Annotated in this window: 18 protein-coding genes; 10 read left to right on the top strand and 8 right to left on the bottom strand. The window is 73.6% G+C overall.

Annotation, left to right across the window (positions count from 1 at the left end; translation table 11 throughout):
- Nucleotides 1-56: 56 nt before the first annotated feature.
- Entirely contained in the window at nucleotides 57-1,280 is a 1,224-nt protein-coding gene (locus ACWGSR_RS09020) for an AI-2E family transporter (protein WP_453564834.1), read from the bottom strand.
- A gap of 166 nt (nucleotides 1,281-1,446) precedes the next feature.
- Between ACWGSR_RS09020 and ACWGSR_RS09015 the strand changes: the two genes are divergently transcribed.
- From ACWGSR_RS09015 to ACWGSR_RS09005, 3 genes are all read left to right on the top strand, one after another.
- Nucleotides 1,447-2,301, top strand: a complete 855-nt coding sequence (locus ACWGSR_RS09015) for a DMT family transporter (RefSeq protein WP_376231093.1) — start codon at nucleotides 1,447-1,449, stop codon at nucleotides 2,299-2,301.
- 141 nt (nucleotides 2,302-2,442) lie between these two features.
- Nucleotides 2,443-3,438: a polyphosphate kinase 2 gene (ppk2, locus tag ACWGSR_RS09010; RefSeq protein WP_453564832.1), complete on the top strand. Its 996-nt coding sequence runs from the start codon at nucleotides 2,443-2,445 to the stop codon at nucleotides 3,436-3,438.
- Nucleotides 3,439-3,646: 208 nt separating this feature from the next.
- On the top strand, nucleotides 3,647-4,204 hold the full coding sequence (locus ACWGSR_RS09005; RefSeq protein ID WP_453564829.1) for an ATP-binding protein: 558 nt from the start codon (nucleotides 3,647-3,649) through the stop codon (nucleotides 4,202-4,204).
- 121 nt (nucleotides 4,205-4,325) lie between these two features.
- Here ACWGSR_RS09005 and ACWGSR_RS09000 read toward each other — a convergent pair whose 3' ends face one another.
- The 3 genes from ACWGSR_RS09000 to ACWGSR_RS08990 all read right to left on the bottom strand — a co-directional run bounded on the left by ACWGSR_RS09000 (nucleotide 4,326) and on the right by ACWGSR_RS08990 (nucleotide 7,237).
- Nucleotides 4,326-5,513 (bottom strand): phospholipase D-like domain-containing protein, encoded by a 1,188-nt coding sequence (locus ACWGSR_RS09000; RefSeq protein WP_376231096.1) that lies wholly within the window; start codon nucleotides 5,511-5,513, stop codon nucleotides 4,326-4,328.
- Nucleotides 5,514-5,773: 260 nt separating this feature from the next.
- Nucleotides 5,774-6,814: a vWA domain-containing protein gene (locus ACWGSR_RS08995; RefSeq protein ID WP_453564827.1), complete on the bottom strand. Its 1,041-nt coding sequence runs from the start codon at nucleotides 6,812-6,814 to the stop codon at nucleotides 5,774-5,776.
- A 111-nt stretch (nucleotides 6,815-6,925) separates the two neighbouring features.
- Nucleotides 6,926-7,237 carry a hypothetical protein gene (locus ACWGSR_RS08990; RefSeq protein ID WP_376231098.1) on the bottom strand — a complete coding sequence of 104 codons (312 nt, stop codon included), beginning with the start codon at nucleotides 7,235-7,237 and terminating at the stop codon, nucleotides 6,926-6,928.
- A 208-nt stretch (nucleotides 7,238-7,445) separates the two neighbouring features.
- On the opposite strand from ACWGSR_RS08990, the gene ACWGSR_RS08985 reads away from it, so the two are divergent.
- On the top strand, nucleotides 7,446-7,739 hold the full coding sequence (locus tag ACWGSR_RS08985; RefSeq protein WP_453564824.1) for a hypothetical protein: 294 nt from the start codon (nucleotides 7,446-7,448) through the stop codon (nucleotides 7,737-7,739).
- A gap of 125 nt (nucleotides 7,740-7,864) precedes the next feature.
- Complete coding sequence (locus tag ACWGSR_RS08980; protein WP_376231100.1) at nucleotides 7,865-8,173, top strand: hypothetical protein; 309 nt, start codon at nucleotides 7,865-7,867, stop codon at nucleotides 8,171-8,173.
- A 60-nt stretch (nucleotides 8,174-8,233) separates the two neighbouring features.
- Here the strand turns inward: ACWGSR_RS08980 and ACWGSR_RS08975 are convergent, their stop codons facing one another.
- Nucleotides 8,234-8,458 (bottom strand): EF-hand domain-containing protein, encoded by a 225-nt coding sequence (locus ACWGSR_RS08975; protein WP_376231101.1) that lies wholly within the window; start codon nucleotides 8,456-8,458, stop codon nucleotides 8,234-8,236.
- Between the two features lie 255 nt (nucleotides 8,459-8,713).
- Here ACWGSR_RS08975 and ACWGSR_RS08970 point away from each other — a divergent pair, with 255 nt between their 5' ends.
- Nucleotides 8,714-9,547, top strand: coding sequence for a class I SAM-dependent methyltransferase (locus tag ACWGSR_RS08970; protein WP_453564820.1), 834 nt, complete (start codon nucleotides 8,714-8,716; stop codon nucleotides 9,545-9,547).
- A 36-nt stretch (nucleotides 9,548-9,583) separates the two neighbouring features.
- On the opposite strand, the gene ACWGSR_RS08965 is transcribed toward ACWGSR_RS08970, so the two are convergent.
- Nucleotides 9,584-10,111 (bottom strand): TspO/MBR family protein, encoded by a 528-nt coding sequence (locus tag ACWGSR_RS08965; protein WP_453564817.1) that lies wholly within the window; start codon nucleotides 10,109-10,111, stop codon nucleotides 9,584-9,586.
- A gap of 218 nt (nucleotides 10,112-10,329) precedes the next feature.
- On the opposite strand from ACWGSR_RS08965, the gene ACWGSR_RS08960 reads away from it, so the two are divergent.
- The 4 genes from ACWGSR_RS08960 (at nucleotide 10,330) to ACWGSR_RS08945 (ending at nucleotide 14,822) form a co-directional block, all read left to right on the top strand.
- Nucleotides 10,330-10,917: a lytic transglycosylase domain-containing protein gene (locus ACWGSR_RS08960; RefSeq protein WP_453564815.1), complete on the top strand. Its 588-nt coding sequence runs from the start codon at nucleotides 10,330-10,332 to the stop codon at nucleotides 10,915-10,917.
- 96 nt (nucleotides 10,918-11,013) lie between these two features.
- A complete protein-coding gene (locus ACWGSR_RS08955) occupies nucleotides 11,014-11,466 on the top strand; it encodes an SRPBCC family protein (protein ID WP_383324640.1) in 453 nt (150 codons plus the stop codon).
- 468 nt (nucleotides 11,467-11,934) lie between these two features.
- Nucleotides 11,935-12,765, top strand: coding sequence for a response regulator transcription factor (locus tag ACWGSR_RS08950; RefSeq protein ID WP_453564812.1), 831 nt, complete (start codon nucleotides 11,935-11,937; stop codon nucleotides 12,763-12,765).
- Nucleotides 12,766-12,962: 197 nt separating this feature from the next.
- On the top strand, nucleotides 12,963-14,822 hold the full coding sequence (locus ACWGSR_RS08945; protein WP_453564810.1) for a glycosyl hydrolase family 18 protein: 1,860 nt from the start codon (nucleotides 12,963-12,965) through the stop codon (nucleotides 14,820-14,822).
- Between the two features lie 172 nt (nucleotides 14,823-14,994).
- Here the strand turns inward: ACWGSR_RS08945 and ACWGSR_RS08940 are convergent, their stop codons facing one another.
- Together ACWGSR_RS08940 and ACWGSR_RS08935 are read right to left on the bottom strand one after the other, a co-directional pair.
- Entirely contained in the window at nucleotides 14,995-16,203 is a 1,209-nt protein-coding gene (locus ACWGSR_RS08940) for a glycosyltransferase (protein WP_453564915.1), read from the bottom strand.
- 148 nt (nucleotides 16,204-16,351) lie between these two features.
- Nucleotides 16,352-17,536 carry a vWA domain-containing protein gene (locus ACWGSR_RS08935; protein WP_376231107.1) on the bottom strand — a complete coding sequence of 395 codons (1,185 nt, stop codon included), beginning with the start codon at nucleotides 17,534-17,536 and terminating at the stop codon, nucleotides 16,352-16,354.
- Nucleotides 17,537-17,543: the final 7 nt, after the last annotated feature.

Raw genomic sequence — 17,543 nt, 5'->3', positions numbered from 1 at the left:
GGACCGATGACGGCAGCGGAACGACACCTCCGCTTCACGCGGCCGGTCTTCCGTCTTCACCCGGCGCCGGATTCGGTACCGGCCTTGTTCCCGGCACCCGCTCCGGACCCGACCCCGCTCCCGGAAGAGGGTCCGGACCCTGGAGCCGGACCGTCCCCGCCCCCGGAACCGGGACCCGACCCGGTTCCGGGGGCCGGTCCCGGGCCGTCCTCGCCCGTGAGCCGTTCCGCCGCGCCTGTCTCCCGCAGTGCCGTGATCACCGACCACACCACCGACACCAGCGGCACCGCCACCACCGCGCCCACGATGCCGGCCGCGATCGAGCCCGCGACGACCGAGACCGCCACCACCAGCGGGTGCAGCCGTACGGCCCAGCTCATCACCAGCGGATGCAGCAGGTGCCCCTCGATCTGGCCGATCACCACGATCAGGGCGATCACGATCGCCGCGACGAACGGGCCCTTCGCCGCCAGGGCGACGACCGCGGCGACGGCGAGGGCGACCGGCGAACCGATCAGCGGGACGAACGCGGCCACGAACTCCAGGAGCGCCAGCGGAACCGCGAGCGGCACCCCGAGCAGCCACAGCGCGATCCCCACGAGCACCGCGTTCGTCGCGGCCACGAGCACGATCCCGTGGGTGTAGCCGGTGAACGTGCGCCACGCCGCCCGCCCCCCGATCTCCGCCCGCCCCCGCAGGGACGCCGGCAACTGCTCCCGGAACCACGCCCACTGGCGGTCGCCCGAGTGGAGGAAGAACACCGAGGAGAACAGCGCGAGCGCCAGCGTGGTCAGCACCGCCACCACGTGGTGCGCCCCGCTCACCGCGTCGCTGACCAGCGTCGAACGGTGGCTGGAGAGGAACTGCCCGATCCTCTCCTGCACGTCCGACAGCGCCCCGGGATCCAGCCGGAACGGCGGCCGCTCCAACCAGCGCTCGATCCGCCCGACGCCGTCCCGGAACTCCCGCACCAGCGTCGTCCGCTGGTCCGCCACGGCCTCGCCGACCAGGGCGAGCACCCCCAGGACCAGCGCGATGCCGCCCAGCAGGGTGAGGGCGACCGCCGCCGACCGGGGCAGCCCCCGGGCGACGACGTTTGCGACCGGCCGCAGCAGCGCGGTGACGACCAGACCCAGGAACACCGCCACCCCGATCTCGTGGAACCGCCCGAGCAGGGCGAACAGGGCGTAGACGAGGGTGCCGACGACGAGCAGCCGCCACGCGTACGCGGCGGCCGTACGGAGGAACGGGGCGACCTGCGGTGGGGGGCCTGGCTGCATGACCGACGACGTACCACCGCGGCGGCGCCGGGCACCCCGGCGTGCCCGACATTCGCCCGACCAGGAGCCGCCATTGGCCCGACCGGGCCCCCGGTCCGTTCCCCCGTACGGGCGCCCGGCCGGTGTCGCCGCGCCCGTACGGCCGCCGCCCGGTCAGGATCGGTGCATGGGCGTCGTCCTGCCGGTCCTCTTCTCCCTCTTCGCCGCGTTCAGCAACGCGCTGGCCACGGTGCTCCAGCGGCGCGCCGCGCTCACCGTCCCGCAGTCCGACTCCTTCCGCCCCGGACTGATCCTCGACCTGCTGCGCCGCCCGCTCTGGCTGGCGGGCATCCTCGCCGTCATCGCCGCCGGCGTCGGACAGGCGGCGGCCCTCGCGACCGGACCGCTGGCCCTCGTCCAGCCCCTGTTCGTCCTCGAACTGCCCCTCGCCCTCCTCATCGCCTCCCTGGTGGCGCGCGAACGGCTGCCCGCCCGCCTCTGGGCGGCCGTCGCGGCGGTCGTGGCCGGACTCGGGACGGCCCTCGTCGCCGCCTCGCCCACCGGCAACCGCACCCGTGTCCCGCTGGAGCACTGGGTGCCGGTCCTGGTGGCCTGCGCCGTCGCCGTGGTGGCACTCACCGCCACCGGGCTGCGCCGGCCGCCCGGCCGGGCCAGGGCGGGCTGCCTCGGCGCCGCCACCGCGATCTGCTACGCGCTCACCGCCGCCCTCATGAAGACGTCGATGCACATCCTCGACGAGGGCGGCATCGGCGCCTTCCTGACGGCCTGGCAGACCTACGCCTTCTGCGGGGCGGGGATCGCGGCCCTCCTGCTGCTCGAACACGCCATGCAGGGCGGCCCGCTCGTGGCCTCCCAGCCCGCCCTCACCCTCGGCGACGCCACGGTGAGCCTGGCCCTGGGCGTCCTCCTGTACGAGGAGCACATCCGTACGGGCTGGTGGCTGCTGCCCCAGCTGGCCGGTGTCGCGCTGATCGTCGTCGGGGTGTTCGCCCTGGCCCGCAGCGGGGTCAGCACCTCCTGACCCCGGCCGCGGGACCACCGCGACCGGCCGCGGCGACCGACCGGGTGACACCGGCGGCCGTGGAACCGGTGAGATCGGAACCACCGGGTACACACCGGTTCCGAAGGACTTGTCAGATCTGTCGAAGGAGCGGAGTACGCGATGACCGGCGTGGACAGTACGGGCGGCGGGGGCGACCGGGAGGACCGGGAGGCCGCACCGGACCTGCTCGAAGGGCTCAGCGTGGACACCAGCCGGCCCGAGCAGCCGCTCCTGCTCGGCGCGGGGGGCGAGCCCATCCGCACGTGGCGGGAGAACTACCCGTACGACCGCAAGGTGCGCCGCGCCGCGTACGAGCGGCAGAAGCGGATCCTCCAGATCGAGATGCTCAAGCTGCAGCGCTGGGCCAAGGAGACCGGCGCCCGGATCACGGTGCTGTGCGAGGGGCGGGACGCCGCGGGGAAGGGCGGCACCATCCAGCGGTTCACCGAACGGCTCAACCCGCGCGGCGCCCGGATCGTCGCCCTCGACAAGCCGACCGAGCGCGAGGCCGGACAGTGGTACTTCCAGCGCTACGTGGCCCACCTCCCGGGCCCGGGCGAGATCGTCTTCTTCGACCGCTCCTGGTACAACCGGGCCGGCGTCGAGCGGGTGATGGGCTTCTGCACCGAGGAGGAGTACGAGTTGTTCCTCCACCAGTGCCCGCTGTTCGAACGCATGCTGGTCGAGGACGGCACCCACCTCGTGAAGTTCTGGTTCTCCGTCTCCCGGACCGAGCAGCGCACCCGTTTCGCCATCCGCCAGGTCGACCCGGTGCGGCAGTGGAAGCTCTCGCCCACGGACCTCTCCTCCCTCGACCGCTGGGACGACTACACCACCGCGAAGGTCGCCATGTTCCGGGCGACGGACACCGAGCACGCGCCCTGGACCGTGGTCAAGAACAACGACAAGCGGCGGGGACGCCTCGAAGCCATGCGCAGCCTCCTGTCCCGCATCGACTACGCGAACAAGGACGAGGAGGCGGTCGGCACGCCCGACCCGCTCATCGTCGGAGCGGCGGACACCCTCCTGGAACCGGGAGAGGAGACGACCGTCCTCTCTCCCACCCCCCTGGCCCCCGCCCGGCAGGGACCGGGGGAGCACCCCCCAACCCCCTGACCGGGGGACCGGCCCCGGTCGCGAGCCCGCGCGGCCCTACGCCGCGGAGCCGTGCGGCTGTGCGGCAGCGCGCCTGCGAGGTCCGGACTCGACCGCGTACCCTGTTCGGCGGCACTCGGAGCGGACCACGGTGTGTGCGGTCGGCACCGGGGTAGGCGCGGGAGCACGCACGTACCGAAGAGCGACAGACGCGACGAAAGATCCTCATATGGTCATCCCGCCCGGGAAGCAGAAGGCAGGTGAGCCGGAAACGGACGAGCGCACCGTGCTGCGCCACGAAGCCGCCTGGGAGGACGGGGCGGTCCACGCGGCCGAAGCCCGTCACGCCCTGCGCGCCCTCCTCGCCCGGGCCGCGCGGTCCGGCCGCGCGGCGGTACCCGCCTCCCTCGCCCTGGACGCGGAACTCGCCGTCAGCGAACTCGTCACCAACGCGGCCCTGCACGCACCGGGCCCCTGCGGTCTGATCCTGCGCTTGTCCGGCGACGAACTCACGATCACGGTGTGGGACACCTCCGGGGACGCGCCGACGGCGAAAGAGGCCGATCCGACCCGGGTCGGCGGCCATGGGCTGCGCATGGTCCACACGGTCAGCGACCGGGTCGTGGTCGCCCCGCACGGCGAGGGGAAGCGGATCGTCGCCCACTTCCCGTTCGCGCCGGACCGCGACGCCGACCACTGGGGCGGGACCGTCCTCCCGGCTTCGGCCCGTGCGGAGCACGACGGATCCCACGCCCGCTCCGCGGGCCTGGACGAAGCACGGCGCTGATCCGGGTCCCGCCCGCGCCGGGGCGGTTCCGGCGAACGACGCTCCCCGTCCGCGACGCGTCACGGACGGGCGATCCCGTCCTCCCGGCCGGGCCGGCCGGGAAGACGGTGCGGACGGTGCGTCAGAGGAACCGGCGGATGGGCAGCACGGCCGCCTCCCGCATCCGCTGGGGGACGGCACGCCGCCGCCAGCGGGTGGGATCGACCGGGGCGCTGCGGCGCATGTCGTCCTCGAAGTCCCGGTCCAGACCGGCGGTGAAGTCCTCGTCGAGGACGGCCAGCATCACCTCCTCGTCGTGGCTCATGGAACGCCGGTTGAAGTTGGTCGAGCCGATCAGCGAGGCCACGCCGTCGACCGTCATGATCTTGGCGTGCATCATCGTCGGCTGGAACTGGTGGATGGTCACCCCCGCCTCCAGCAGGCGCTCGTAGTGGTACTGCCCCGCCAGCCGGCAGGCCCGCTGGTCGGTGTGGGGCCCGGGCAGCAGGATCTCCACGGTGACGCCGCGGCGTGCGGTCGCGCACAGCAGGTCCACGAAATAGGTGTCCGGGGCGAAGTAGGCGGTGGCCAGCCGGAAGCGCTCCTCGGCGCTCGTGAGCATCACTCTGATCAGGGTCTGCATGTCCTGCCAGCCGATGCTCGCCGAACCGCGGATCACCTGCACGACACAGTCCCCGGACTGTTCGTGCCCGGTGAACCGGTCCCGGTCGTCGTACAGCTCGTCGTGGCACTCGGCCCAGTTCTGCGAGAACGCCGCGGCGATGCCGTCCACCGCCGGGCCGCGCACCCGGACGTGCGTGTCGCGCCACTCGCGGGCGTTCCGGGCGTCGCCGCACCACTCCTCGGCGATGCCCACACCCCCCGTGAACGCCGTGTGCTCGTCGACGATCAGCGCCTTGCGGTGGCAGCGGTGGTTCTGTTTGAGCGGTGACAGCCACAACGGCTTGCGGAACCAGGCGACCCGCACGCCGGCCTCGCCCATCCGGTCGAGGAGGTCCTGTTCGATCCGCATGGCGCCGAAGCCGTCCAGGAGCAGGCGCACCCGCACGCCGGCGGCGGCGCGCTCGGCGAGCGCGACCGCGAAGTCCCGGGCGATCTGGCCGCGCCAGTAGACGAAGGTCATCATGTCGATGGTGTGCTCGGCCGACCTGATGGCGTCGAGCATGGCGGGAAAGATCTGGTCGCCGTTGCGCAGCGCCAGGAGTTCGTTCCCTTCGGTGGCGGCGACGCCGATCAGCCGCTCCAGCCGTCGGCGCAGACGCCGGACACGGTCCGCGGCGGGTCTGTGGTGCTGTTCCACGAGAGTCATGCGAGTCCTCTTCGAATGGTTCGAGAAGCCAGTGGTGACCGTGCCGCGCCCGGCGGAGGGGCCGGGCGGGCCGTACCGTCTACAGCGGCGGACGGGCTCCGCGACCGTCCCGTGACACCCCGCCCTCCGGCCTTTCCATCCGAACCGACTTTCGTTTCCATGCTGTCCGCATGCCCGGCCGCCGGGACCGTAGACAGCCGTGCGACCGGGATCTCACCGACCGGTCCGGCGTCGCCGCGGACGCTTCCCCGCCCCCGACGTCAGACCATCACCAGGAGCCGCGTGTTCGCCACGAGCTTGCGGTTCACGCTGGTGCTCTGCACGAAGATGGTGAAGTCGTCGTTGTGGTCCGGCTTGATCCGCACCTCCACGTCCGGCAGGCCGAGCAGCGCCCGGGCCTCGGGCCCCGTGTACACCCGGTCCGTCTTCTTCTCCAGCACCGCTATCCGCTTCCGCGCCTGCACCTTCTCCGACTTGCTCAGCTGGTAGAAGGCGCAGCCGGTGCGGTAGGCGTGACCGGACTCGACGACCCGGTCCCGGATCGCCGTGTCGTGCTCCACGGGCACGAGACGGTACGTCGACGGGTCCGCGGGGATGAGGCCGGCCGCCTCGACGGTGTCCTTGTTGACCGCCTCCGCGCCGGTGGAGAACACCGCCCGGGACCCCCGGATGCCCTTGGTGCGGCCCACCATGAACTTCTCGGTGGCCTCCTGGATGACCTGCCCGGCCTCCTCCAGGCCCTGCGTGCTGGTGGCGTCCCAGACGGCGACGTTCTCCTTCGGGAAGCCGCACTGCATCGCCTCGCGCCTGCCCATCTGGTCCGGCACGAGGACGGCCAGCGTCCAGTTGTCCTGCTGCGTCTCGATCATCCCGGCCACGGCCTTCACCAGCTCGCGCGGATCCCCGGACGGGGCACCCGGGCAGCGGTGGCTCGCGTTCTCCTGACCGTCGGTCAGCACGAACGTCAGGAAGCTGTGGTCGCCGTACAGCTGGGCCGTCTGCGCCAGTTCCCCCTGCGACTTCAGCGCGGCGGCCAGCAGGGACGTCATCCCGCCGACCCGGTACAGCTGCTTCAGCGACGGCATCCGCAGCACGTCCTTGTCGTAGATGACGCACTCCACCGTGTCCGCGAAGACGTACACCGTGACCCGGGTCTCCTGGTCCAGCTCCTTCGACCGGCGGGCCAGGTAGGCGATCTGCCGGTCGGCGACCTCGACGACCTTGCGGCTCAGGTGCGACATGGACGAACTGGCGTCCAGCACGAGAGCGACGTGATTGATGTAGTTCTGGTTTCCGGACATGACGGTTCCCCCGCGTTCGTTCCCGACTGGATGCTCCAACCCTCCCACCCGCCACTGACAATCGACCTCGGCTCCGCACCCGTCCCCTCCCGCCGCGGAACGGACCCCGCGTCATCCGTCGAGGGCCTCCAACCCCCTGCTCCAGCGGGCCCTCCGCTCCGCCGGGCTCTGCTCCCACCACGGCTCCCCGCGCTCCCCGAGGGCGACCTTCGCCGTGTGCACCCGCGCCCGCGCGGCGCGTTCGGCCTCCGCGTCGTCCTTCCGCCGCGCCGCGGCCACGGCACGGCGGGCCGCCATCAGATGGGCGCGCAGCCTCGCGGCCGGCTCCGGGGGGAGGTCCGGATCGGTGGCGCGCCACCGGCGACCGCCGACGACGATGTGACGCCCGTCGGGCGTGTGCTCCGGCTGTGGCTTCGACGGCATCGGCACCGGCTCCCTTCGGCCCCGGCCTTCCGGGCCGCGCTCCGGAAAGGGCCCGTCGACGGTTCCCGGCCCGATCCGCCGCGCTCCGGGCGTCCTCCCGGCCATTCTGCGGGAGATCGGGCGGTTCCGCCCCCCTCCCCGGACCGCGCTCCGGGAATCACCGTGCGGACCGCCGGTGAATCGCACGGCTCGGGGTACACGGGCCGGCATGGCAGTGAAGACAGATCACCTCACCTCCCTGCGGGCCGCGCGTCAGCTGCGCCGGATCCGCGGTTTCTACGCGGTGGCCGTCCTGTTGTGGACCGTCGCGGTGGCATGGACGGCGTGGACGCATCCCGGAACCCGGCAGATGTGGGTCTCCGTGGGCCTTCTTGCGCTCTTCGCCGGACTGCTGTGCACGGCCTCCCTGTGGCTGCGCAGCCTCCGGGCCGCCACCGGACGCGGCCCGGCGCACCACGCCGCACCCCGACGGACGGCCTCCCCCCGGCACGCGAACGCCTGAGGCCGGTCCGCGCAACCGGTTCTCCGGTACGCCACCGGAAGCCGGAAATCGTCCGAGACGGATTCATCACGGAGAATGGGGAAAGCGGTACGGCACCCACAGCCGCTTCCCCGCGAGGAGCCACCATGACCACGTTCGTCATCACCGTTCCCGGCACGTTCACCTCGGGCATCACCGACTCCGCGCGTTCGGCCCTCGAAAGGGAGCTGTCCCCGCAGCACACCGACGTGAGCGAGAGCGAAGGCCTGAACCTGCTCACCCTGAACGAGGGCGGCATGTTCTCGATCCGCCTCGAAGTCGAGGCCGCCGACCGGTACGAGGCCGAACTGGACGCCGCGAAACTCGTCTCGGACGCGTTGAGGAAGGCGGGGATCGCGGAGGACGACGCCCCTCTGGGGCCACCGACGGTCACCGGCATCGACAGCGACCTCTGACCTCCGCCCGTTCGACGCCGGGGCGCGGGACGTGTGGACCCGTCCCGCGCCCCGGCTTTTTCACAGTCCCTTCAGGCACCCCTCGAATTCGGGAAGCGAGACCAGGCCGTCGCCGTCGACGTCCGCCCCGCGGAAAAGGCGCCGCAGCGCATCGGGGTCGAACTTCCGCCCCGTCACCCGTTCCACGGCGCCACCGAACTCGTGGACGTCGAGCAACCAGTCGTCGTCGGTGTCGAACTCGCCGAACACCGCCCTGGTCTCCTCCGGCGCATTCGCCTCGACCATGTGGACACCCCCTCGCCGTCCCGGACCTCCGCCGCGGACGGACCCTCCGCTTGCCCGCTCTCCCGGCCCGCAAACGGCCTCGCCGGCGGGCCGCGGGGCCGGACGGGGACCCGCGCCGCGCCGGGCCGTCCGGTGGACCGGGACGGTCCGGCACGGCGCGCCTCGGCCGGGCGCGCCCGCTCCGGTGGAGGATGGCGGGGCGTCGGCCCGTGACGTACCGGCCGGCGTTCTTCCGGCACGTGAGGAGGCCCCGGCATGGACCGGCCCGACCGGCCCGAGCGGTCGGAACCCGACGGCGGCCGTTACGGCGAAGCCGTCTTCCGCCCCGACCGGACCGGCGAGGACGCGCGCATCGACCACGGCGCGCTCGCCTACGACGACATCACCGTGCGCCGGCTGCGGGCACTGGGAGCGGGACCGGGGTGGCACTGCCTCGACGTGGGCGCCGGCACGGGCACGATCGCCCGCCGCCTGCTGGAGGAGGCGGGAGTGGCGAGCGTGCTCGCCGTGGACCGGGACGTGCGCTTCCTCGCCGAACGCCCCACGGCCGGACTCGACGTCCTGGAGGCCGACGTCACCGCCCCGGACTTCGCCCCCGGCCGGTTCCGGCTCGTCCACGCGCGCTTCGTCCTGATGCACCTGCCCGACCACGACCGCCTGCTCACGGCGCTGGCCGAGCTGCTCGAACCCGGGGGAGTGCTGGTGCTCGGCGACGCGGTGGACCTGACGAGCGACCGGACGCCCGTCACGCCGTACACCACGGCCATGCGGGCGATGTGGCGGGGCCTGCGGGCCACCATCGGCACCGACGTCTCCTGGGTGCCGTCCTACCCGCACCTGTTGCGGAGGGCGGGGCTGGAGGACGTCGCGGCCGAGATCCACGTGCCGCCGCTGCTGCCCGGCAGCCCCCTCAGCCGCTTCTGGGCCGACACCTGGGAACGGAGCAGGGCGGCCATGACCGCCACCGGCCTGGTCGACGACGAGGCCGTCGACGCGGCGGTCCGGTACCTGGACTCCGACGAGTGCGCCGCCCTTTCGGCCGGCATGCTCACCGCCTGGGGAAGGCGACCCGCGGAGGCACCGCGCTGACACGGCCCCCGGTTTCCGGTGTCCCGCTCCGCCGGGCTACCGCCTGGCGGGGTTGCGCCGCGCCAGGGACAGGTTCAGGGCGGTGGCGAACAGGCACCAGGCGGCGTACGGGACGAGCGCCCCGGCGGCCCGGCGGTCCACGGCGGCCGTCCTCCGCAGGAGCCGGACGTTGCAGACGTCCAGCAGCACGGTGCCGGCCACGCCCGCCCACGGGCTGCGCCGGCGGAAGAACAGGTGGTTCCAGGCGGCGTTCAGCACCAGATCGGCCCCCAGGGTGGCGGCCAGCGCGGTGCGCCGCGCGCCCCGCGCCCTGCTCAGCCCCCGCCCGCCGGCCCAGGCGAGCGACACGTACAAGGGGGTCCAGACGGCCCCGAAGGCCCAGGAGGGCGGCTGCCAGGGCGGCTTGTCGAGCGACCTGTACCACGGGCTGTCCGCGTCCACCGCGCGGGCTCCGGCCACGGCGGTCGCGACCACGGCCGCGGCGGTTGCCGCGTAGGTCCTCCGCACGCCCGTGACGGGCGCGGTCCTCTCACCGATGATCCTCACACCGGTGCGAGTGCCCACGAATCCGCTCCCGACCCCTCCCTCCGCACGCCGATCGCCGGGAAACCTGCCCTGAGGCCCGTTCCCGCAGGAGTTCCGGATCTCTCCGCGACGTGCCGGATTGAGGCCGGACCGCACGGGCACGCGGACCTCGTGACGGCGCGCCCGACTCCCGGGCGCGGCCGAGAACAGCGGAACGGATGAGAGGGCGCATGAGTACGGTCGGGAAGCCTGCACCGATGTCGGCACGACGGATCCGGCCGGGAGGCCGCGACGGCGTCCGGACGCCACCCCTGAGGCCCGGCGGTTACGATCCGGGCGACTACACCTCGTCCGTACTGAGCGGCGCGGAGGAGGCCGGTGTCTCCCCGCTGCTCGTGATGACCGTGCTCCACAACGAGGCGTACAAGCCGCACCACCCGCTGCTGGAGCGGCTGTGGCAGTGGTGGAAGCCCGGGGCCTCCTTCGGGGTGGGCAACATGCACCGCGCGACGTTCGAGCGGGTCCGCCGGGAGCACGGCCTGTCGGAGCGGTGGCAGGACCTGCGCGACGACCCGGCCTTCGCCGTCCGCGCCGCCGCCCTGCACCTGAAGGACCTCGACCGGAGCCTCCCGGAGCGCCACGTGCGCCGCTACACGCGCGACGAACTGCTCGCCCTCGGCTACAACACGGGCGGACGCAACATGCGGGCCTTCGCCCGGGGCGTACCGCCCGGCCCCATGGCCCGCTCGTACCTGCGCCGTTTCCGCGCCCACGAGAGCAGGGCCGCCGAGATCCTGGCGGAGCACGGCGCCCGCCCGCACGCGCGGACCGCCCCGGACGCATGAACCGCCGCACGGGTGGCAGACGGAAGCGGACACCACGTACCGGACCCGCCGCCGCCCCGGCGGCCACGTCGGGATCCGGCGGAAGAGGAGGACATCTTGTCGAAGGTCGAAGAGTCCATCGAGGTCGGCGTCCCCGTGACCGCCGCGTACAACCAGTGGACGCTGTTCGAGGACTTCCCCGCGTTCATGGAGGGGGTCGAGCGGATCGAGCAGCGCACCGACACCCTCACCCACTGGGTCACCAGGATCGACGGGGTGGAGCGGGAGTTCGACGCGGAGATCACCGAGCAGATCCCCGACGAGCGCGTCGCCTGGACCACCGTCGGCGGTGAGGTCAGGCAGGCGGGGGTCGTGACGTTCCACTACATCGACGACAACACCACCAAGATCATGCTGCAGCTCGACCACGACCCCGAAGGGGTGGCCGAGACCGTCGGGGACAAGCTGGGCTTCGTCCGGCGTCAGGTCGCCGGCGACCTGAAGCGGTTCAAGGAGTTCATCGAGTCCCGCTCCGGGGCCGGCCTCGGCGGCTGGCGCGGCGAGGTCTGACGGGGTCCGGCGGTCTCGCGGCGTCCCGGCCCCGGGGGCGGGGCCCCCCACCGGGGGGGGGCCCGCCCCCCGGCCCCCGGGGGGGGGGGGGGGGGGGGGGCCGGGGGGGCGCCCCGCCCGGGGGCCGGCCCCCCCGACCGGTGGGAGGCACCTCCACCGGGCACCGGCGGCGGTCGGTGTGGTGGTGCCCGGCGCGGCCGCCCGCGTACCGTCCGGCGGAGCGGGTACGCGAGCGGGGCGTCGACCCCTGCTCACCGTGCTCCACCCCGTTCAGCACGCTGACGCAGCGCGTCGCGCCACCGAGCCGCTCCGAAGCGCTTCGAGCCCCTCCGGGGCGGTGGCGGCGAGTGCGCCGGTGTCCGATCATGACGTGGACCGGACGGCCGGGCCATGGGCACAAGTGCGTATGGACGGCGGTCGGTTACCGTGGCACGGCACGGTCCACCAGGGGTTTCGGGGGAAGCGGTCATGCGGGAACGGCATGCGCGGATGCTGGATCTGGCGGTCGAGGTGATGAGCGCCGAAGACCCCGAGCACGTCTGGCACCTGCTCGCCGAGGAGCTGCTCACGGCGCTCGACGCGGCCCTGGTCGTGGTCAAGGAGGAGCCCTGGACGCGCGAGCGGGGCAGCGTCGCGCTCTGGCCGCCCCTGCCGCGCCCTGAGGACCACGACGACGAGTCGGTCCGGCGCCACATCCGGGAGGGCTATCCCTTCGCCGGCCACTACGGACCCGGCGGGGACATGACCCCGCAGAGCGCCGCGCGCATCACCGGAGCACGGGTCTGGCGGGGCAGCGCGACGGCCGACGCCCTGCACCGGGCCTTCGGGACGCGGCACATGCTCGGCATACCGTTCCCCGGCGCCGGCCCGTACGTCAGCGGGTTCGTGGTGCACCGCCCGGGGAGGGACTTCTCCCCGTACGACCTGCGGTACGCCGCGCGGGTGCAGCCGCTGCTCAGGGCGGCGACGAACCACCGGACCCTCCTGAACGCGCTGCGGGAGACGCCGGACGGCGACCGGAGGCAGCGGGCCAACCGGTCCCTGGAGGCGCCGCTGACGCCCCGTGAGTTGAACGTCCTGCACCTGCTCGCCACCGGGCTACCGGCCGACGCCATGGCGCGCCGCCTCGGCATCTCGCCGCGCACCGTGCACAAGCACCTGCACGCGCTCTACCGGAAGCTGGGAGCCGCGGACCGGCTCAGCGCGGTGCTCCGTGCCCAGAACGCCGGTCTGCTCACCGTGCCCGACGGTGCCGTCGCACCTCCCGGAAGCGGGATTCCGCCGAGCGCCAAGGCGTGACCCGGGTCCGGGACTTGGCGCCCTCCGACCGATCGGGGAATCTGGTCCAGACCTCTTGACGATTGGTCCAGACCTTCTTAGTGTCGCCGGGACGCACTGCGGTGAGCGCAGGGCGGGGCACCACGTACTCAGGGCGACGCAGGGCGTGCGGGTCACGGATCGCCGCCTGTGTCCCGGATCCCATCCGAGGAGCATCGTTGAGCACCGAAACACCCAGCCGCCGAACCCGGCTGCCGCGGAGCGTCACCCGGAGCGGACGGGCCAGAGCCGTCGCGGGCGTCACCGCACTGTTCCTCCCCCTGGCCGCCATGGTCGGACTCGCCGCCCCCGCGGAGGCGGCCGCCTCGGCCACCGCGACCTACACCAAGAAGTCCGACTGGGGCTCGGGCTTCGAGGGCCAGTGGACGGTGAAGAACACCGGCACCACCACGCTCTCCTCCTGGACCGTCGAATGGGACTTCCCCACCGGCACCAAGGTCACCTCCGCCTGGGACGCCACCGTCACCAACTCGGCGAACCACTGGACCGCCAAGAACCTCGGCTGGAACGGCACCCTCGCCCCCGGCGCGTCCATCTCCTTCGGGTTCAACGGCGCCGGCACCGGCGCCCCCAGCGGCTGCAAGCTCAACGGCGCCGCCTGCGACGGCTCCACCCAGCCCGGCGACAGCGCCCCCTCCGCGCCCGGCAAGCCCACCGCGAGCGACATCACCAACACCTCGGTGAAGCTCACCTGGGCGGCCGCCACCGACGACAAGGGCGTCAAGAACTACGACGTCAAGCGCGACGGCGCCACCGTCGCCACGGTCACCGGCACCACCTACACCAACACGGGCCTGACCGCCGGCACCGACTACACCTACACGGTCGTCGCCCGCGACACCGCCGACCAGACCGGCCCGGCCTCCGCCTCCACCGCGGTCCGCACCACCGGCGGCGGTGGCGGCGAGAACCCCGGCGGCGGCAAGATCAACCTGGGCTACTTCACCAACTGGGGCCCCTACACGGTGAAGAACCTGGTCACCTCCGGCTCCGCGTCGAAGATCACCCACATCAACTACGCCTTCGGCAACGTGCAGAACGGCAAGTGCACGGTCGGCGACGCCTATGCCGACTACGAGAAGTCCTTCACCGCCGACCAGTCGGTCGACGGCAAGGCCGACGTCTGGGACCAGCCGCTGCGCGGCCACTTCAACCAGCTCCGCAAGCTCAAGGCCCAGTACCCGCACATCAAGGTCCTGTGGTCCTTCGGCGGCTGGACCTGGTCCGGCGGCTTCGGCCAGGCCGTGCAGAACCCGTCCGCCTTCGCCCAGTCCTGCTACGACCTGGTCGAGGACCCGCGCTGGGCCGACGTCTTCGACGGCATCGACCTGGACTGGGAGTACCCCAACGCCTGCGGCCTGACCTGCGACACCAGCGGCCCGGCCTCGATCAAGAACATGATGCAGGCCATGCGCGCCAAGTTCGGCGCCAACAACCTGATCACCGCGGCCATCACCGCCGACGGCTCCAACGGCGGCAAGCTCGACGCGGCCGACTACGGCGGCGCCGCCCAGTACATCGACTGGTACGACGTGATGACGTACGACTACTTCGGCACCTGGGCCGCGCAGGGCCCGACCGCCCCGCACTCCCCGCTCACCTCGTACCCCGGCATCCCCGCGCAGGGCTTCAACTCCGCGGACGCGATCGCCAAGCTGAAGGCCAAGGGCGTCCCCGGCTCCAAGCTGCTGCTCGGCATCGGCTTCTACGGCCGCGGCTGGACCGGCGTCACCCAGTCCGCCCCGGGCGGCACCGCGACCGGCCCGGCGGCCGGCGTCGAGCCGGGCAACCAGTACTACAAGGTCCTGAAGACCACCTGCCCGGCCACCGGCACGATCGCCGGCACCGCGTACGCCCACTGCGGCAGCGACTGGTGGAGCTACGACACCCCGGCCACCGTCACCACCAAGATGGCCTGGGCCAAGAGCCAGGGCCTGGGCGGCGCCTTCTTCTGGGAGTTCAACGGCGACACCGTCGACGGCGAACTGGTGAAGGCGATCAGCAACGGCCTGAAGTAGTAAGGGAAGCGGGACCCGACGGCCCGCACCCGCACGTCCGTCCCGCCCGCCCCGACCAGGGAGCGGGCGGGACGCTTTCGTCGCACCCCCGGGTTTGGTCGCGCCCCCGGGTCTCGCCGCCTTCCGGGGTTTCGTCGCGTTCCCCGGGGCGAACGACCGTGGAGTCCCCGCCTCAGCGCGCCAGCCGGTCGAGCGCGGCGAGCACCGGCGCGACGCCGTCCTCCCGGGCCAGCCGGTCGGCCAGCGCGTGCGCCCGCGTGCGGTAGGAGGCGTCCTCCGTCACTCTGCGCAGGGCGGCGGTCAGGGAGCCCGAGGTGAGACGACGCAGCGGCACCACCCCCGGGGCGGTGCCCAGCGCGGTCAGCCGGGAGGCCCAGAAGGCCGCGTCGAACTGCACCGGCACCGGCACGGCGGGCACCCCGGCCCGCAGGACGGCACCGGTCGTACCGGCCCCCGCGTGATGGACGACGGCGGCGGTCCGGGGGAACAGCAGCGAGTGCGGCACCTCGTCGACGGCCAGGACGTCGTCGCCCCCGGCGTCAAGCCCCGCCCAGCCCCGCTGGACGATGCCGCGCACCCCCGCCGCGCGCAGCGCGGTGACGACCGCACGGCTCACCCGCCCGGGATCGGGGACGGTGGCGCTGCCCAGACCGACGAAGACCGGAGGCGGTCCGGCGGCGAGGAAGTCCTCGACCTCCGGGGAGAGCCGCCCGGTCACGTGCGGCCACCAGTACCCGGCCGTCTCCAGCCCCGCCGGCCAGTCCCGGGGGCGGGGGACGACGAGCTCGCTGTAGCCGTGCAGCACGGTCCGCGCCCGACGGTCCCCGGGCCGGCCCGCCGGCCCGAGCCCGTGCCGCCGCAGCGACCGGACGGAACCGGCGAGCACCAGTTCCATCGACGTCATGACGGCCCGCCCGCTCAGCCTGTTCCCCACCGCGCCCAGCGACCGCGTCCCGAGCACCGGGGCGGGAAACTCCGCGGTGGGGTGCAGCGGTTGGAGGTGCAGCCCCACGGCGGGCACCGACAGGCGCTCGGCGATCGCGTACCCGAGCGGCCCCAGCGCCCCGCCGACCAGCAGGACGTCACCCTCCCGCGCCGCCTCCACCAGGGCGGCCGTCATCTCGTCGGCCGCCCTGCGGGCCAGGGAGACCAGCCGTACGAGCTTCCCCGCGCCGGTCCTCGCGTCGTGCAGCCGCCGCCCCCGCGCGGAGTGCAGCTCGGCCCTGGGGTCCACCGGCAGCGGACGGAACCGCACCCCCGAACCGGCCACCAGCGGCTCGAACACCGCGTGCGCGGCCAGCGTCACCTCGTGCCCCGCCCGTACGAGACCGGCCCCCAGACCCGTGTACGGCGCGACATCGCCCCGCGATCCCGCCGTCATCATCACGATACGCACCCCGCCAGTGTGGCCCACCGGGGAGAAGCGCGGCAGAAGACCTGCCCACGGCGCCACCGCGCCCGGGGCCTCCTCGGGACGCACGGGCAGGACGGACATCACGACCCGCGGCCGCCGGCCGTCCCCCGCCCGCTCAGGTGGCGGGAGTGACGCGCACGGTCTCCACCCAGGGCGGGGGCGCGGGCGGGGCGTCCCCGACCAGTGCGGCGATCAGCCGGCAGGACGGTGTCTCGTCCGGCCACGGCGTGTACCCGTCGGTGAGCACGACCACGATGTTCGGCCGGTCGGGCAGGGCCAGCGCCGCACCGATGCCGACCCGCATGTCCGTGCCCCCGCCGCCGGTCAGGGACACCTCGCCGGCACTGCGCACCCGGGTCACGGCGTGCACGTCGGCGTCGCACACGAGGACGGCGACCCGGTCGCCGCCGACGCCCACCTCCCGCAGGACACCGGTGACCTCGGCGAGCGCGGCCGCGAGGTCGTCAGGACCCATCGACCCCGAGGTGTCGATGACGACGGCCACCCGCGGCAGCGGCCTGCGCAGACTGGGCAGCACCACCCGGCCGCCGAGCGCGGGCGTGCGGCGCGAGGGACGGCGGTACGTGTAGTCCACCGCGCCGACCGCCCAGGCGGCGGCCTCGCGGACCGTCCCCGCCAGGACCCGGCGCCAGTCGACGGTGGGCTCCAGCAGCTCCTCGGCCCACCGGGCCCAGCCCCCGGGGACCCGGCCCCGGGCGCGCCGGTGGGCCCGTACGGCCTCGGCGGTCTGCCGGCGCAGCGCCTCCGCCTCCACCGGACCGACCCGGGCGGGACCTCCGTCCCCGCCCTGCTCCCAGGGCGCGGGGACGCCGTGCGCGCCGGAACCGCAGTCCGGCCCGTGGGGCGTCGGAGGGATCGCCGGCAGATAGCTCTCGAAGAGTCCGCCCTCGGGCAGCCCGTAGAGCCGGGGCTCCATCCGGCCCTCGGGCAGGACGAGGCCGTCGGCGAGCAGGTCGTCGTTGATCTCGCAGTCCTGCGCGATGTTGAGCCGGACCGGATCGCGCTGGTCGGCGGCGGGCAGGCGCCCGGCCCGGCCGTGGTGGTCGCGCAGCAGGTGGGCCACCTCGTGGACCCACACCCCGGCCAGCTCGACCACCGGGGTCGCCTCGACGAAGGCGGGGGAGACGTAGCAGCGCCAGTGCCGATCGACGCCCATGGTGCGCACCCCGGCCGAGGGGACCACCGTCAGGGCGTACAGCGCGGAGGCGAGGTACGGACGGGCCTCGGCGGCCCGGTAACGGGCCGCCAGCAGTTTCGCGCGGTCCAGGGCCGGGCGCACGGCGGTC

The organism is Streptomyces sp. NPDC055632 (assembly GCF_053618675.1).
Note: the sequence above shows the minus strand (reverse complement) of the source record. Positions and strands in the feature narration are given on the sequence as shown.

What these genes read in the sequence shown, in the direction of transcription:
- ACWGSR_RS09020 (WP_453564834.1), bottom strand. Translation starts at nt 1,280, where the DNA reads ATGCAGCCAGGCCCCCCACCGCAGGTCGCCCCGTTCCTCCGTACGGCC.
- ACWGSR_RS09015 (WP_376231093.1), top strand. Translation starts at nt 1,447, where the DNA reads ATGGGCGTCGTCCTGCCGGTCCTCTTCTCCCTCTTCGCCGCGTTCAGC.
- ppk2 (WP_453564832.1), top strand. Translation starts at nt 2,443, where the DNA reads ATGACCGGCGTGGACAGTACGGGCGGCGGGGGCGACCGGGAGGACCGG.
- ACWGSR_RS09005 (WP_453564829.1), top strand. Translation starts at nt 3,647, where the DNA reads ATGGTCATCCCGCCCGGGAAGCAGAAGGCAGGTGAGCCGGAAACGGAC.
- ACWGSR_RS09000 (WP_376231096.1), bottom strand. Translation starts at nt 5,513, where the DNA reads ATGACTCTCGTGGAACAGCACCACAGACCCGCCGCGGACCGTGTCCGG.
- ACWGSR_RS08995 (WP_453564827.1), bottom strand. Translation starts at nt 6,814, where the DNA reads ATGTCCGGAAACCAGAACTACATCAATCACGTCGCTCTCGTGCTGGAC.
- ACWGSR_RS08990 (WP_376231098.1), bottom strand. Translation starts at nt 7,237, where the DNA reads ATGCCGTCGAAGCCACAGCCGGAGCACACGCCCGACGGGCGTCACATC.
- ACWGSR_RS08985 (WP_453564824.1), top strand. Translation starts at nt 7,446, where the DNA reads ATGGCAGTGAAGACAGATCACCTCACCTCCCTGCGGGCCGCGCGTCAG.
- ACWGSR_RS08980 (WP_376231100.1), top strand. Translation starts at nt 7,865, where the DNA reads ATGACCACGTTCGTCATCACCGTTCCCGGCACGTTCACCTCGGGCATC.
- ACWGSR_RS08975 (WP_376231101.1), bottom strand. Translation starts at nt 8,458, where the DNA reads ATGGTCGAGGCGAATGCGCCGGAGGAGACCAGGGCGGTGTTCGGCGAG.
- ACWGSR_RS08970 (WP_453564820.1), top strand. Translation starts at nt 8,714, where the DNA reads ATGGACCGGCCCGACCGGCCCGAGCGGTCGGAACCCGACGGCGGCCGT.
- ACWGSR_RS08960 (WP_453564815.1), top strand. Translation starts at nt 10,330, where the DNA reads ATGTCGGCACGACGGATCCGGCCGGGAGGCCGCGACGGCGTCCGGACG.
- ACWGSR_RS08950 (WP_453564812.1), top strand. Translation starts at nt 11,935, where the DNA reads ATGCGGGAACGGCATGCGCGGATGCTGGATCTGGCGGTCGAGGTGATG.
- ACWGSR_RS08940 (WP_453564915.1), bottom strand. Translation starts at nt 16,203, where the DNA reads ATGACGGCGGGATCGCGGGGCGATGTCGCGCCGTACACGGGTCTGGGG.